The sequence below is a fragment of the Clostridium sp. AM25-23AC genome (assembly GCF_003435125.1).
Taxonomy (GTDB): domain Bacteria; phylum Bacillota; class Clostridia; order Lachnospirales; family Lachnospiraceae; genus Pilosibacter; species Pilosibacter fragilis.
The window spans coordinates 1-14,145 of the sequence record NZ_QWGI01000046.1; the positions used below are offsets into that span (position 1 = coordinate 1).

At 44.1% G+C, this 14,145-nt stretch carries 11 protein-coding genes and 3 pseudogenes; 13 read left to right on the top strand and 1 reads right to left on the bottom strand.

What is annotated here, in order from left to right:
- The 13 genes and pseudogenes from DW677_RS16720 to DW677_RS16775 all read left to right on the top strand — a co-directional run.
- Nucleotides 1-429: pseudogene (locus DW677_RS16720) on the top strand (macro domain-containing protein); the annotation flags it as partial.
- Nucleotides 430-768: 339 nt separating this feature from the next.
- Nucleotides 769-1,032 (top strand): annotated as a pseudogene (locus DW677_RS18950) (hypothetical protein); the annotation flags it as partial.
- Between the two features lie 107 nt (nt 1,033-1,139).
- The gene (locus DW677_RS18565) at nt 1,140-1,307 is read left to right on the top strand and encodes a hypothetical protein (protein WP_207658990.1); all 168 of its coding nucleotides are present in this window, start codon (nt 1,140-1,142) and stop codon (nt 1,305-1,307) included.
- A gap of 63 nt (nt 1,308-1,370) precedes the next feature.
- The gene (locus DW677_RS16730; RefSeq protein ID WP_117567861.1) at nt 1,371-1,589 is read left to right on the top strand and encodes a helix-turn-helix transcriptional regulator; all 219 of its coding nucleotides are present in this window, start codon (nt 1,371-1,373) and stop codon (nt 1,587-1,589) included.
- Nucleotides 1,590-1,638: 49 nt separating this feature from the next.
- Nucleotides 1,639-4,758 (top strand): DUF499 domain-containing protein, encoded by a 3,120-nt coding sequence (locus tag DW677_RS16735; RefSeq protein ID WP_117567862.1) that lies wholly within the window; start codon nt 1,639-1,641, stop codon nt 4,756-4,758.
- Nucleotides 4,755-5,315, top strand: a complete 561-nt coding sequence (locus DW677_RS16740; RefSeq protein WP_117567863.1) for a DUF3780 domain-containing protein — start codon at nt 4,755-4,757, stop codon at nt 5,313-5,315. Before DW677_RS16735 ends, DW677_RS16740 begins: the two co-directional genes overlap by 4 nt.
- Nucleotides 5,315-8,224, top strand: a complete 2,910-nt coding sequence (locus tag DW677_RS16745) for an anti-phage-associated DUF1156 domain-containing protein (protein WP_117567864.1) — start codon at nt 5,315-5,317, stop codon at nt 8,222-8,224. The genes DW677_RS16740 and DW677_RS16745 overlap by 1 nt, the downstream gene beginning before the upstream one ends.
- A 10-nt stretch (nt 8,225-8,234) precedes the next feature.
- On the top strand, nt 8,235-10,985 hold the full coding sequence (locus tag DW677_RS16750; RefSeq protein ID WP_117567865.1) for a phospholipase D-like domain-containing anti-phage protein: 2,751 nt from the start codon (nt 8,235-8,237) through the stop codon (nt 10,983-10,985).
- 167 nt (nt 10,986-11,152) lie between these two features.
- A complete protein-coding gene (locus DW677_RS16755; RefSeq protein ID WP_117567866.1) occupies nt 11,153-11,716 on the top strand; it encodes an SLATT domain-containing protein in 564 nt (187 codons plus the stop codon).
- 7 nt (nt 11,717-11,723) lie between these two features.
- Nucleotides 11,724-12,533 (top strand): nucleotidyltransferase domain-containing protein, encoded by an 810-nt coding sequence (locus DW677_RS16760; RefSeq protein WP_117567868.1) that lies wholly within the window; start codon nt 11,724-11,726, stop codon nt 12,531-12,533.
- A 47-nt stretch (nt 12,534-12,580) separates the two neighbouring features.
- The gene (locus DW677_RS16765; protein ID WP_117567867.1) at nt 12,581-12,919 is read left to right on the top strand and encodes a hypothetical protein; all 339 of its coding nucleotides are present in this window, start codon (nt 12,581-12,583) and stop codon (nt 12,917-12,919) included.
- Nucleotides 12,920-12,924: 5 nt separating this feature from the next.
- Nucleotides 12,925-13,440 (top strand): MmcQ/YjbR family DNA-binding protein, encoded by a 516-nt coding sequence (locus tag DW677_RS16770; RefSeq protein ID WP_242992216.1) that lies wholly within the window; start codon nt 12,925-12,927, stop codon nt 13,438-13,440.
- Nucleotides 13,409-13,729, top strand: a complete 321-nt coding sequence (locus DW677_RS16775; RefSeq protein ID WP_242992218.1) for a hypothetical protein — start codon at nt 13,409-13,411, stop codon at nt 13,727-13,729. The genes DW677_RS16770 and DW677_RS16775 overlap by 32 nt, the downstream gene beginning before the upstream one ends.
- Nucleotides 13,730-13,878: 149 nt before the next feature.
- On the opposite strand, the pseudogene DW677_RS16780 reads toward DW677_RS16775, so the two are convergent.
- A pseudogene (locus DW677_RS16780) lies at nt 13,879-14,145 on the bottom strand (toxin); the annotation flags it as partial.

The window sequence follows — 14,145 nt, forward strand, 5'->3', positions numbered from 1 at the left end:
ATTACAAAAATGAGCGTTGACGCAATCGTCAATGCTGCCAACACGTCTCTTTTGGGCGGTGGTGGTGTGGACGGCTGCATTCATCGTGCCGCCGGACCGGAGCTGCTTGCAGAGTGCAGTACGCTGCATGGCTGCGAGACCGGCAGCGCAAAAATCACAAAGGGATACCGACTGCCCTGCAAATATGTGATCCATGCAGTCGGCCCGCGTTGGCGGGATGGCAAGCATCGGGAGCAGGAGCTTCTGGAATCCTGCTATCGGACATCTTTGAACCTGGCAAAAGAAAATGGTTGTCAGTCGGTGGCCTTTCCGCTGATTTCCTCCGGCATTTACGGCTATCCTAAAGACCAGGCTCTGAAGGTTGCAGTCGATATCATCAGTACATTCCTGCTGGAAAATGAGATGATGGTCTACATCGTGATCTTTGACTGAAAGGCATATTAGATTAGAGGAAAGCTGTTTGCTTTTGACCAGAGTCTGATCGGAGCACAAGGACAAAGAAATGTCGCTTTCCATGCGACCACTCCACAAAAGAAAATCGCTATACTATGGTTGTAAGGTACGAAAACGAATAGCCATATGCGCGTGTAATGAGCCAAAGTTCGAGCTTGCTCGAAACCTTGGCGAATACCGCGACAGCGAGCCCGCAAGGGCGAGATTTTGGGAGGACAAGCATATGGGAAAGAATTTAACAGAGCTCGTTTTTATCTTAGACCGCAGCGGTTCCATGAGCGGATTAGAACGGGTTACCATCGGCGGTGCGATTCCATGATCGAGCGGCAAAAAGCGAAATACGGTTGGGAGTTTTTGTTCCTTGGTGCTAATATTGACGCAGTAGAGGCTGCAAGTCAGTTCGGAATCGGCGCAGATCGTGCAGTCAACTATCAGTGTGACAGCGAAGGAACTGCGTTGAATTATGAGGTGGTCAGCGAAGCAATCAGCTCTGTCCGGTGCAGTGCCCCGCTGAGCGCAGACTGGAAAAAGCGTATAGACGAGGACTACAAAAAGCGTGGAGACGGCAAGCACAAGTAAATATTTTTGAAGCCGGGGTGATGATTCACTCCGGTTTTTTCTATGGCAGGAACTGCCGTTAAAGCATCCGGAACGGATGCGCAGCCCGATGCCGCAGGCAGCGTTTTATGGGGATTGGGGAATTTCCCCAACAAGCAGAAAATCGCTTTCGTGTCACGAATGCCCTGCTTGCAGAAGAGCGTCGTATAATAAATATTGATGATCAAAATTCGGTTAAATACAACGCTTTTGCAAGGAGCTGTCTTGACGAAACGACAAAACTGTGGCATCATTAACTCAGATTGTATTATTGCGTCTAATTCAACTGAACAAGATCTGACTCGAAGGGGAGGTAAGACATGAAGGCAAGCTATAAAAAGCTTTGGAAACTCTTGGTTGATAAAGAAATGAGTAAAGGTGATTTACATAAAGCCACCGGATTATCGTCAAGCACGATGACAAAGCTTAGAAGAGGTGAAGATGTTTCCATGGAAGCACTCCGAAAAATATGCGTAGTATTAAATTGCAATATCGGTGACATAGTGGAGTTTGTTAAAGAGGATATAGAGCAGCCTTGATGGAGGCTTTTTACTGAATATATTAAATGAAATGAATGGAGATAAGAAAATGAAAACGATACGGGATATGTTGAAACCTCGTGAGTCGGTTTTTTCTGATACAGTAAGAGATGATGTGTTGAACCTTTCTGATTTTGCAGAGGGTCGAGTTGATAAGGCAAAATTTTTTGAAGAAAACTTTAAAACTCAGGGCATGACAATGCTTTTTGACATTGCCTTTAAACGCTTTCGCGGTGAATCTGATACTGGTGTTGTGAAACTGACGCAAGCAATGGGCGGTGGTAAAACGCATAGTATGTTGGCACTTGCTCTGCTGGCAAGTGATGAAGATCTTCGCGTCAAGGTACTGGGCAATGAGTATGCCGGAATCGGAGATATCAAGGTCGTTACGTTTTCAGGAAGAGAAAATGCTGATTTTGGCATATGGGGGAGCATTGCTGAACAACTTGGTAAGAAGGAAATGTTCAGTGGATATTATTCCCCGTTGAAAGCACCGGGAGAAAGCGCATGGATCAACTTGCTCAAGGGCGAAAAGACTCTGATTTTGTTTGATGAGCTTCCACCATATCTTGAAAACGCGAAGTCTATTACAGTCGGAAATTCCGATTTGAGCAAAGTTACAATGACAGCGTTGGCTAATTTGTTTAGTGCACTGGGCAAAGAACAGCTTTCTAATGTCTGCCTTGTTTTCTCCGATTTGAAAGCAGCATATGAATCCGGCAGTGAGCTTTTGCAATCCAGCTTTCGTGAGCTGGAACAGGAAGCAAACCGTATCGCAATAGAAATTGCTCCGGTTGCGCTGAATAGCGATGAGATTTATTCTATTCTACGCAAACGACTGTTTGAAGATATTGATAAATCGTCAGGTTATGCAATACACAGAAACGATATAGCTGTAGCCTATAAAGATGCAGTTGCTAATGCTAAAAAACTGGGATTTACGTCATATTCGGGCGAAGCTGTATATAAGGGAATTGTGGATTCCTATCCGTTTCATCCGTCTATTAAAGATCTCTATGCACGTTTTAAGGAAAATCAAAATTTCCAGCAGACTCGTGGCCTTATTAAGCTGATGCGCCAGATTATTCGCGAGATTTATGAAAGCGGCAAAGCGGACAGCACGTATCTTATTAATGTTTACGATGTGAACCTGAACAACTCAAATTTGATGGCGATGTTCCGTCAAATCAAGCCATCTTTGGAGGACGCAATCAGCCATGATATTGCCCAAAACAATCTTTCTATTGCGGAGAGTATTGATGCTGACCGTGCAGATAATAGGGACTATGCACAGCAGCTGGCAAAGATGTTGTTGGTATCCTCACTTTCTACGGCTACTCATGGTATTCTCGGCTTGACCGAGGCCGATGTCATGGGTTTTATTGCTGCACCGGATGTTGATATCAGCGTGATGAAGACAGCTCTTGAAGAGTTAAAAGCATTGTGCTGGTATATGAAGACTGATAATCGGGGACGCTTATATTTCCAAAATACCAAGAATATGGTTGCGGAAATGAACACTCTTGTGGATTCCTATACTAATGAAAACGCAAGAAAGGAACTGAAAAAGCTCCTTGCGGATAACTTTGCACCGAAACTGAAAACTTGTTACGAGCAACTGTTTGTTTTGCCGGCAATTGATGAAATTGAGTTGGATGAGAATAAAATTTCTCTCGTGATTTTTGAACCCTATCCTGGAAACAAATTGCATCCGGATCTGGAAGCATTCTATCAAAATACCTCTTATAAGAATAGGGTTATGTTTCTTTCTGGTGATAGAAGCGTTATGGAAAAGCTTTATGCGAATAGCAAGAAACTGAAGGCAATTCAGTCCATTCTTGATACTATGAAGAGTGAGGGAGTTTCCGCGACTGACCAGCAGTACAGAGAAGCTGAAGTTCAGAATGATAAGGCTTTACAGGCGTTGCTTTCGACGATTCGAGAAACGTTCATCACGCTCTATTATCCGACGAAAAATGGAATTATTTCATCTGATTTTAAATTGGAATTTAAAGGGAATAAGTTCGATGGTGAGGAGCAAATCATAGCTGTTCTAAGAGAAGCTATGAAGTATGAGCCGTTTTCCAAAGATGATGCTTTTATGGAGAATCTTCGGAAAAAATGCGAGGCACGTCTCTTCACAACAAAGGAAATGATGTACAGTCAGATTACAGGACGCGCTGCGACAGAAACCTCGTGGCAGTGGTATCATCCGGATCAGTTGGACAGCCTTCGTGCAGACTGTCTAAAAAAAGATAAATGGAGGGAAATCGGCGGTTATTTGGTGAAGGGGCCTTTTGAAAAAGATCCGACCAGTGTGACTGTTTCTCAGACGGCTTATGACGAAACCAAGCAGGAGTTCACATTGCGTGTTCACGGTGTAGGCGGACGCGTTTATTATGATATTGGTGCTGACCCTACTTCTGCATCTAATGAAGTGAGTGATACCGTGTTTGTCACGAAGGAACCGAGTCTTCGTTTTATTTGCATCGATCCGACCGGCGAACGAAAGACAGGACCTGTTGCAGAATTTCTCGGAAAAGTTCCGCTTAAGTATGACCAGCGTACTACGCCAAGTGGCCGCGTGATGGAACTTGCAACAAATAGTAAATATGAAGTGCGTTATACCACCGATGGCAGTGAGCCAAAAGAAAATGGCGGTATTTATAACGGCGAGATTGTTCTGCCAGAGGACTGTAAGTTTGTCCGCACGGCTACGTTTTATAACGGTCAGCTGATTGATACTAAGAATATTGCTGTGGAAACTTCCGGCAGAGCTGCTACACAGAAAAAGATTGACGAAAACAAGTCTGTCCGTCTTGTTTGGCACAAAATGAGAAAGTTTGAAGATACTGAAAGTGCTTATCGAGAGATAGAAGCACTTTCAAAGATTGATAATTTGTTCCTTAAAGGTGGTAGTGCCTATATTTATGAAAAAAGTAATGAAGATAATTATATCGAATATACGGCCAACATCCCCTATCTGCCTGGAGATCTACAGAGCATTATCGACTTGATTCGCGAGACCAACTTTAAAAATCGTGAGTCGGTTGTGACTTTTGAATATAAGGAAATGTTGTTTATCAAAGGCGCAGATTTCATTGATTGGGCAAACCGCATGAAGATCGATCTGGACAGACTTCGCAAGGAAGGAGAAATCATTCAGTGAGAAAAGATTACATAGGATTTGGTTTTAATCCCATTGAATCAGAAAACCACTTCTATGTCATGATTCCATCAACGCAGGCAATGGATGATAGAATCTCTGTTTATGAGCGGTTTCATTGGGAAGAGGAAGGCGAGCAGAAAATACAACGCAAGGATATTCTTAAACTCGAATTATCCAGGCATAAATGGAAAATGATTGTTGACACGGTGACGAATGAATTTAATGGTCGACTCAAGCAGGATAAATTACCAGTGGGCAAATTTATCAATGGTGGCGTTCCGGTGGAAAAACGGTTTGGAAAGGAACTGATGGTGCTTCTCTGGGCGATAGAAAATAATGACCCATCTGGAATACCGACAGCACTTCGTAACTGGCTGGGCTTGCAGCCGGAGGAACGTTGGTGGCTTTATACGATTACAAATGCCAGTACCGGTGCTATCAATGATAGTAAACGTGGTTGGCGTGTAGCTCTAAGGTATGCTCTTTGCGAAAACCCTGTAGACGATAGACCGTATCGTCAGCTGAGCTTGATGGATTTGATGGAAGGAGATAAATAGTGGATCAGTCATTATCTTTTATTGAGACACAATTTCCAGTCTCGAAAATGAGTAAAGAAAGTTATAAAGAGAGAAAATCATCTCAGGGTCAGACCATCACGGGCTTAGGTAAGTGGTGGGGAAGAAAACCGTTGGTTCTGGTTCGGGCGGCAATTCTCGGATGTCTGATGCCTGCGAGTGATAATCCGAAAAAAGATACGGAAATCTTTTTGAAATTGATGAGCATGGATTCTAAAGGTCTTCTTGCGCGAAAGGAAAAGAGTTTTTCTATTGGCGAGTTATATGACGCTGTTTGCGATAATAAAAAGTTTTCAAGGTTTAAAATGCATTTCGATGTTTCTGGCGATAAGGTCAAGCTCGACAGAGAGGCTCCCCGAGATGAAATAGAGGCGGCTGTGTTTGAGACGCTTAGCTATGACGAGAAAATTGCTATGTGTAATCGACCGGAACATATTGAACTTGATGATGAGCAGACGTGGAATGAAATAAATCATCATTTGGGAACTTCTGCAAAGTCACTATCCGAATTGATTAGGCAATTGTCTGATCGTAGTTTTCAGCGAAACGTTGTTGTTGGTGATTGTTTTTGTGGTGGAGGTTCGATACCTTTTGAGGCGGCAAGAATTGGATGCGATGCTTATGCAAGTGACTTGAATCCAGTTGCAGGTTTATTAACGTGGGCAGATGTGCATGTTTGCGGTGCGTCAAAGGAAGAACGAAACATCATCGAGAAATTTCAAAAAGAGGTTTACAACAAAGTTAATAAAGAAATCATTGACCTTGGCGTTGAAATGAATGAACGCGGAGATAGGGCTTTGTCGTATCTGTACTGCGTGGAATCTGTGTGCCCTGAATGTGGCTGGAAAGTTCCGTTGCTCCCGTCCCTTGTTGTAGGCATACGAGCAGGCAAAGTGGTTGTTGACTTAATAGAGGAGCCACAAAACAAACGTTATAATTTCAAAATCCGTAGCGGCGTAACTGCAAAGGACATATCTGCGGCACAGGCAAACGGAACAGTACGAAATAACGCGATGATCTGTCCACATTGCGGCAAAAGCACTCCGATTTCTGCTTTACGACATGACACGACAGACGAGAATGGAAATACAGTATATGGTTTACATCTGTGGAATGAGGCAGAATTTGAGCCACGTACAGATGATATCTTTACTGAGCGTCTCTACGCGGTGCGATATGAACATATAGATGTTTTACCAAATGGTAAAACAAAAAGCACTCGGTATTACATTGAGCCAGGTGAGCGAGAAAACAAAAATGAAGAGAAAATCCGTGATAATGTCAGGAAAAATTTTGTTTCCTGGCAGGAGCAAGGGTTTGTGCCGTCCATGCCTATTGAGGAGGGAATGGAAACAGCAAGACTTATGCGCGAACGTGGTTGGAAATACTGGCATCAGCTTTTTAACCCGCGGCAATTGCTACTGTTAAGCCTGTTTGCAAAATATACGGCAGAAGCAAATACGCCGCTTGAAAAAGCAGCCGGAATTTTAGGGTTGAACAAGTGTGCAGATTTTAATTCGAAGCTATGCAGATGGAATCCTAACTGTGACAAATCGGAGCAGACTTTCTATAATCAAGCGCTAAATACTCTTATGAACTGGGGAACTCGCAGTCTAACTATGATAAGTACTCTTTGGTTCCGGACTTCTGATTGTGAACCGGCTAAGGGCACAGCAACAGTAATGCTTTGTGATGCGCGCGATGTTAAGAGCAAAAGCGATATCTGGATTACCGATCCTCCTTATGCCGATGCGGTCAACTATCATGAACTTTCTGAATTTTTCCTTGCCTGGGATAAAAAATTGCTGATGCAGGCATTCCCAGATTGGTATGCAGACAGCAAGCGCATTTTGGCGGTACGTGGAGATGAGCATTTCAGTCAGACTATGATCGATATCTACTCAAATCTGACACGTCATATGAGCGACAACGGTATGCAGGTGGTTATGTTTACTCATTCTGATCCAGCTGTCTGGGCACAGCTTGCCATCATCATGTGGAAAGCGGGGCTTAAGGTAACAGCGGCATGGAATATTGCCACAGAGACAGATGCCAGTGGACTGAAGAACGGTAACTATGTAAAGGGAACTGTCCTGCTTGTATTGCGCAAGCAGACAGGAGGAGACTTTGCGTTCCTCGATGAAATCAATGCGGATATCCGCACCGAGGTAAAGAATCAGATTGCCAGCATGCAGGCATTGGACGACAAAGAAGAACCGAACTTCGCTGACCCAGACTATGTGCTTGCAGCGTATGCCGCCTCTTTGAAGGCGCTGACTTCCTATGCCACGATTGAAGATCTGGATCTTGATTACGAGCTGAATCAAGCTATCTCTAATCCGAGCGGCAGTAAGATCGTTAGTATTATCGAAAATGCTAAGAAGATTGCCTTTGACTGTGTAATTCCGACGGAATTCTCAAGCTTTCTCTGGAGAGACCTGACCAGCGCTGAGAAATTCTATATTAAGGGACTGGAAAGCGAAAAGCGCGGCAATTACCAGATCAGCACTTATCAGGAGTTCGCAAGGGGCTTCTCTATCGGCGGCTATAGCCAACTGATGGCAAATGAGCGCGCCAATACAGCAAGACTCAAGACTCCTTTCGAGATGGCTGGTCGCACTATGGGCGATGTGCCGGACTTTGAAAATTCGATTATGCGCACGGTATTTCATGGAATCTATGTGGGCATCAAGGAAGAAATGAATCCACAGAAGGCTCTTGGATTTATAAAAAATGAGCTCAACAACTATTGGGATAAGCGAGAAATGATCGGCAAGATTTTGTCTTTCCTCGTGGATATAAAAGACATCAGTAATATGCAGCCGCACTGGACGGAAAGTGCTGAAATGGCAGAACTGCTGCTTGCCGCTGTGACGCACGACGGCGTGTAATGGAGGTATTATGGTGAAACGGTATTCTTCCAGAAATGAAAAGCTGGATGAGGCATTCTTAAATAAAAAACTGGTCAAAGCAAAGAACTACGATAGAATTGCCGGATATTTTTGCTCGTCAATTCTGGAGGTTGCCGGAGAATCCATTGAAGCTGTCAGCGGTACGGTCAGAGTGGTTTGCAATTCGGGCCTTTCGAAGGAAGATGTGACTGTAGCTTGTCATGCGCAGAAAATGAAGCAGGAATGGTGCGCATATGAGCCGGAGGAAAAGTATACCTCAGATAAGAGTGTAGAGCGGCTTGTACGGTTGCATCGTCTGCTTGTCAGTGGAAAATTGGAAGTTCGCGTCATTCCTGACGAGGTCTATGGCCTGATGCACGGAAAAGCTGGTGTCATCACTTACGATGACGGAAGCAAGACCAGCTTTATCGGCAGCATTAACGAAACAAAAAGTGCCTTCAGTTTAAACTACGAGATGGTTTGGGAAGATGATTCTCCAGATGCTGTCGCATGGGTGCAGTCAGAGTTTGATTTCTTCTGGAATAACCCATATGCGGTAAATCTTTGTGATTTTGTAGTGGAGGATATTGATCGAATCTCTAAGCGCCGTATTGTGCCGCTGCACGACTGGCGTGAACATGCAACTGATGAGATTTCGGCTGCTGCGGTAGAAGAACCTGTTTTTCGCAAAGAATTCGGTTTATGGGAGCATCAGAAGTACTTTGTTGAACTTGCTTTCCGCGAGCATCAGACGAAAGACGGAGCAAGATTTCTTCTCGCTGATCAGGTGGGTCTAGGCAAAACAATTCAGCTTGCTATGTCAGCAAAGCTGATGGCACTCTACGGAGATGCCCCGATTTTGATTGTCGTACCCAAAACATTGGTTTTCCAGTGGCAGGATGAAATGAAGTCTCTACTGGATATGCCAAGCGCTGTTTGGACGGGAAATGGCTGGCAAGATGAAACGGGATATTTCTATCCGGAAAGCGGGCTACGCTCCATTCTGCGCTGTCCTCGTAGAGTCGGGATTGTGTCTCAGGGGCTTGTGGCTCGCCGGACAGAAAGCGCAAAGTTGTTGCTGCAAGGGCGTTATGAGTGCGTTATTTTGGACGAGGCACATCGGGCACGCAGACGAAATCCATCCAAAGATGCGGACAAGCATAAGGCCGATCCCAATTTCCTGTTACAATTTATCAATGAGATCAGCACTAAAACAAAGAGTCTCTTACTTGCGACCGCTACACCGGTACAGGTGAATACAATAGAGGCTTTTGATCTGATCAATTCGTTGAGTATTCCAAATCTGAAGGTTATGGGAAACCAGTACAGTGAGTGGCACAGGCATCCACAGACTATGCTAGACATGGTGTGTGGAAAAGAAAATCCTCCTCAAAGCGAAGCTGCTATGTGGGATATTATGCGTAACCCTTTTCCGCAAAGGGATTCTTCTGGCAGAATTTCTCGACTGCGAAATGATCTTGATATCGGTGATGATGAATTTGTACTTTCACCGGAGACCTACACAGATGCGCGCCGTGCAACCCAGAACAAGATACGAACATTGTATTTTACAGATGAATTTGTCCGGAATTATAATCCATACATACGCCATATCGTTCGTCGTACAAGAGAATATCTTGAAAATACTATCAACGAAAAAACAGGAGAACCGTATCTGAAGAAGATTGAAGTTGTTCTTTATGGAGAGACTGATCAGGATGCACTACCATTAGAAGGATATCTGCGGCAGGCATACGAAAAGGCTCAGGAGTTCTGCTCCCTTCTGTCTCAGCGGGTGAAGGCAGGTGGCTTTATGTCCACATTGATATTGAAACGTATCGGTAGCACGATCCTTGCCGGTGAGGCCACAGCAAAGAAAATGTTGGCCTGGACTGATGAAGGTAAGCAAATACTTGCTGAAGAATTTGACACTTTTTTTGAGGACGATGAAGAGGATGAAGAAGCCTACAGTGAGGTCAAACAACTGACGCCGGAGGAAACAGAACTTCTCCGTGAACTTGTCAGGATGCTTACACTGAATCGCGATAAAGATCCTAAGTATGAAAAAGTATTATCCATTCTGACAGAAGGCGTTCGCGACGATAGAACACCTTGGAAAGATAAGGGATGCATCATTTTTTCTCAGTATTTTGACAGTGCAAGGCATTTGGCAGAGTCTCTTTCAACAGATATTCCGGAAACCATTATCGGTCTATATGCTGGTGGTGATAAGTCTGGCTATTTCGAGAATGGTGTTTTTCATAAACTCTTGAAAGATGACATTAAAGCTCAGGTTAAAGAACGTAAGATTAAGATTCTGGTCGGAACAGATGCTGCCAGTGAGGGTCTGAACTTGCAAACGCTTTCCACCCTTATCAATCTCGACTTGCCGTGGAACCCGACAAGGTTGGAGCAGCGAAAAGGTCGTATTCAGCGAATCGGGCAGATGAGCGACAGCGTATCCATCTACAATCTGCGCTATAAGGACTCTGTGGAAGACAAGGTCCACAAGGTCCTGTCTCAGCGTCTGAATGACATCTACGATATGTTCGGTCAAATACCGGATACGCTCGAAGATGTCTGGATTGATGTTGCAACGAATAATATTGAGCAGGCCATGGAACGTATCAACTCAATGCCGCATCAGAATCCTTTTACCATCAAATATGAGACTATACCGCCCGAAACCGAGGATTGGGACAAATGCGCAGAGGTATTGGATAAAAGAGAAAAAATGTCGCAGCTTCTGCGGGGGTGGTAGCTCTGGAAGCTTCTGCCCATAAGCTGCGAGTGCCAGAAGCAGACCTTGGCACCGTGCTACCGGAGTTGATAGGAAGTTTAAATCTGATTTTCTACAGCAGTGCGGAAGATGCGGTGTTTAAGACGTTGGGGGTAGAGTAATACCAAAGGTAGGGAGGAAATGCGCCAATGGAGAAAAGTTCGCTGGATTACCGTGAAAAACTATATTCTCAAATACAAGAGGAATATGGAAAACTTGTATATACCTATACATGTCATTTTAAGATGGCTGATCGGTTGAGTAAGCGTGATTTTTGGATAAAATGGGGACAGATTGGGTTATCAGCAATATCAACAGGCGGCTTTTTGGGAGTGCTCATTTCAAATGAACAAATACTGTTATGGGCTGGGGGGCTATGTTCAACAGCACTTCTTGCTCTAACAAGCTATCTGAAGGATAAAGATATTTCCACTGAAAAAACCGATCATATTAAGACTGCGAATAAGCTGTGGAAGATAAGAGAAAAATATTTGTCACTTTTGACAGACTTTGACGAAATCAGTATTGAAGAAATAGTGTGCAAAAGAGATGAACTGTTGGATGAAAGTTCGGAAATCTACTGTGCTGCACCTTTAACTGATGGGAAAAGTTATGCTGCTGCTCAAGCTGCGCTTAAAACAAATGAAGAGCAATTCTTTACGCAGGAGGAATTAAACAAGATGCTTCCGGCGCATTTGAGAAAAAATGAGTAAATGGGGGATGAACACATTGAGTTTGTATGTTCAAAGAAATGAAGAAGTAATATCAGCTGACAGCCGTTCTCTTATTTCAAAAAGATATTGCACTTTAACATCAGCAATGAATCGTGAATTTTGGAATATAACAAGCGATAGACAAAATAGTATATATGTTGGTTCCTATGGAAGAGGAACTGCCATAGATACAAGCGATATTGACATTTTGATGTCCTTGCCGGAATCATATTACAACCAGTTCAATTCTGTTTATGGGAATGGTCAATCTCGTCTTCTGCAAGCGGTTAGACAGGCTATTCTTATTCCGTATCCAAGAAGTGAAGTAAGAGCAGATGGACAGGTTGTGAAGATCAATTTTTCAGATGGAATGTTTTTTGAAATTCTGCCGGCATTTAAAAATTGGGATGGCTCATACAGATATCCAGATACAAATATGGGTGGGAATTGGCGTTCAACTAATCCGAAAGCAGAACAGGAGGCCATGAAAGACAAAAATATAAGCAGTAATGGACTGCTTTTTGATACTTGCAAGCATCTACGATATGTGCGAGATAACTATTTTAGAAGCTACCATTTGTCAGGAATCGTTATTGACAGCTTCGTTTATCAAGCAATAGGAAATTGGAGATGGCTTTCCTCTGGGGATAGTTCAACTTCAGCAGCAGGTACATACGAGAGGATTCTTTTAGATTGTTATAATCAGCATTTTATGTGGGGAGCGCTGCCCCTTAACGCACCAGGAAGTAATCAACAGGTGTCTACGGATAACAGCAGAGATTGTCTGGGTAAAGTTCTTAGATATATTGCTGGTTAAATATAGCAAGGGATAATGACAAAAATCGGTAGGAAGGAGGAATTGTTATGACTGATGCTCGAAAGAAAGCCTCTATGTCGAAGGTACTGGCAGATATAAAGCCTTACATAACGAAAAAGTTCATGGCGGCACCGTGTATTAAGGAGCAAGACATTCAGGCTATCTGTCAAATCCTCCTGCCCAGATACAAGAATGTGCAGCTCATGCAAGGACTGACCAACAACAAGCCAGATTTCAGAATTCAGGTGAAAGGTTTGTTCGGAACGGAAGAGAAACGGTTTGAAGTGGTTGGCGGTGATAAGAAAAGACCAGCAACCAAAAAGAAATCTGATCTGGGCTGGATTGACCGGCTGGAAGAGATAGATGCTGCGCTGGATGATTTCTGATATCAATGCAGTGCGGAGAGTTATCTGAGGCAAAACTTTGTGCAACAGGTTGTTGCACAAAACCACACATAAAACAGCGGGGAAGCGATGGAGTGACACGACAAGAATTATTTACATGGATACGTCAGCAGTACGGCACAGAGCCGGAGTACCCCTGGCACGACTGGAATGCTGTGCTGCGGCACAACGACAATAATAAATGGTATGGTGTGGTTCTGGAAGTATCTGCTGATAAATTGGGATTGCCGGAGGCAGGCATCATTGATGTTCTCAATGTGAAAAGTGATCCTCTGCTGATCGGTTCTCTTCGCGGGCAGGACGGCTATTTTCCAGCCTATCACATGAACAAGGAAAAATGGGGCAGTATTCAGCTTGGCAAACCGGAACTGGATGATGCCATCAAAGACCTACTTTCTTTGAGCCATGAGCTGACAGCACCGAAAAAGCGCAATCCAAAATCATCAGCAAAAAATCCGGGAGATTCCGTAAATGGCAAAGAAAAAGAAACTGACGAAGGCTGAGCGAAAGGAAGCACGCCTCCGAAAAGGTAAGCAGTGGCTGCTCACCTATACCGGCTCACCGAAAAAGATGAACAAGCATTACCGGGAACGCTTTCATGTGGATGCTGTGACTGCCGCTAAAGATTTGCAGGAGCTTGGAGTCAACGGGCTGAAGAACAGCGGCTTCGGCAACGGAGAATGGAGCGGGAAGCGAAAGAACGGGAACGGCTGGCAGAACTGTATGAGGAATGCGATGATCGTTTTGCTTTTATCGCCGGATATACAGATGGCGGCGCACCGTATGGTGTGATGTGGGAAGAAGTTGGCATTGATCCGGGACTGCCGTTCGAGGAAAAAGTGAAGCTCTATCACATGCAGATGTTAGGCTGATAATTGTGCAGACGGCATCTGCACAATTTGCAAAAAAAGAGGAGCCGGTCAAGGCTCCTCGAAGATACGTTATTTCAAAAAGTTGCTTTCATGTTCCGGTGCGTGCAAATTATAGCCAAGTGTAGCCAAGTGTGCTACCTTCAGCGCAACCAGATTGATGTCGGTGGACATCGCGCTGGCGATCTGCTCGGCTGTGTATCCATATTCATAGATGTAGCGAAGGACTTCATCGCTGTTCATCAAGATCTCCGCTGCTACGATGTTGGCTTCATATTCCGGTTTGGATTTCATGTCATAGAGCATGAACTCATGAATCGGGGTGGTTTTCGCCATATT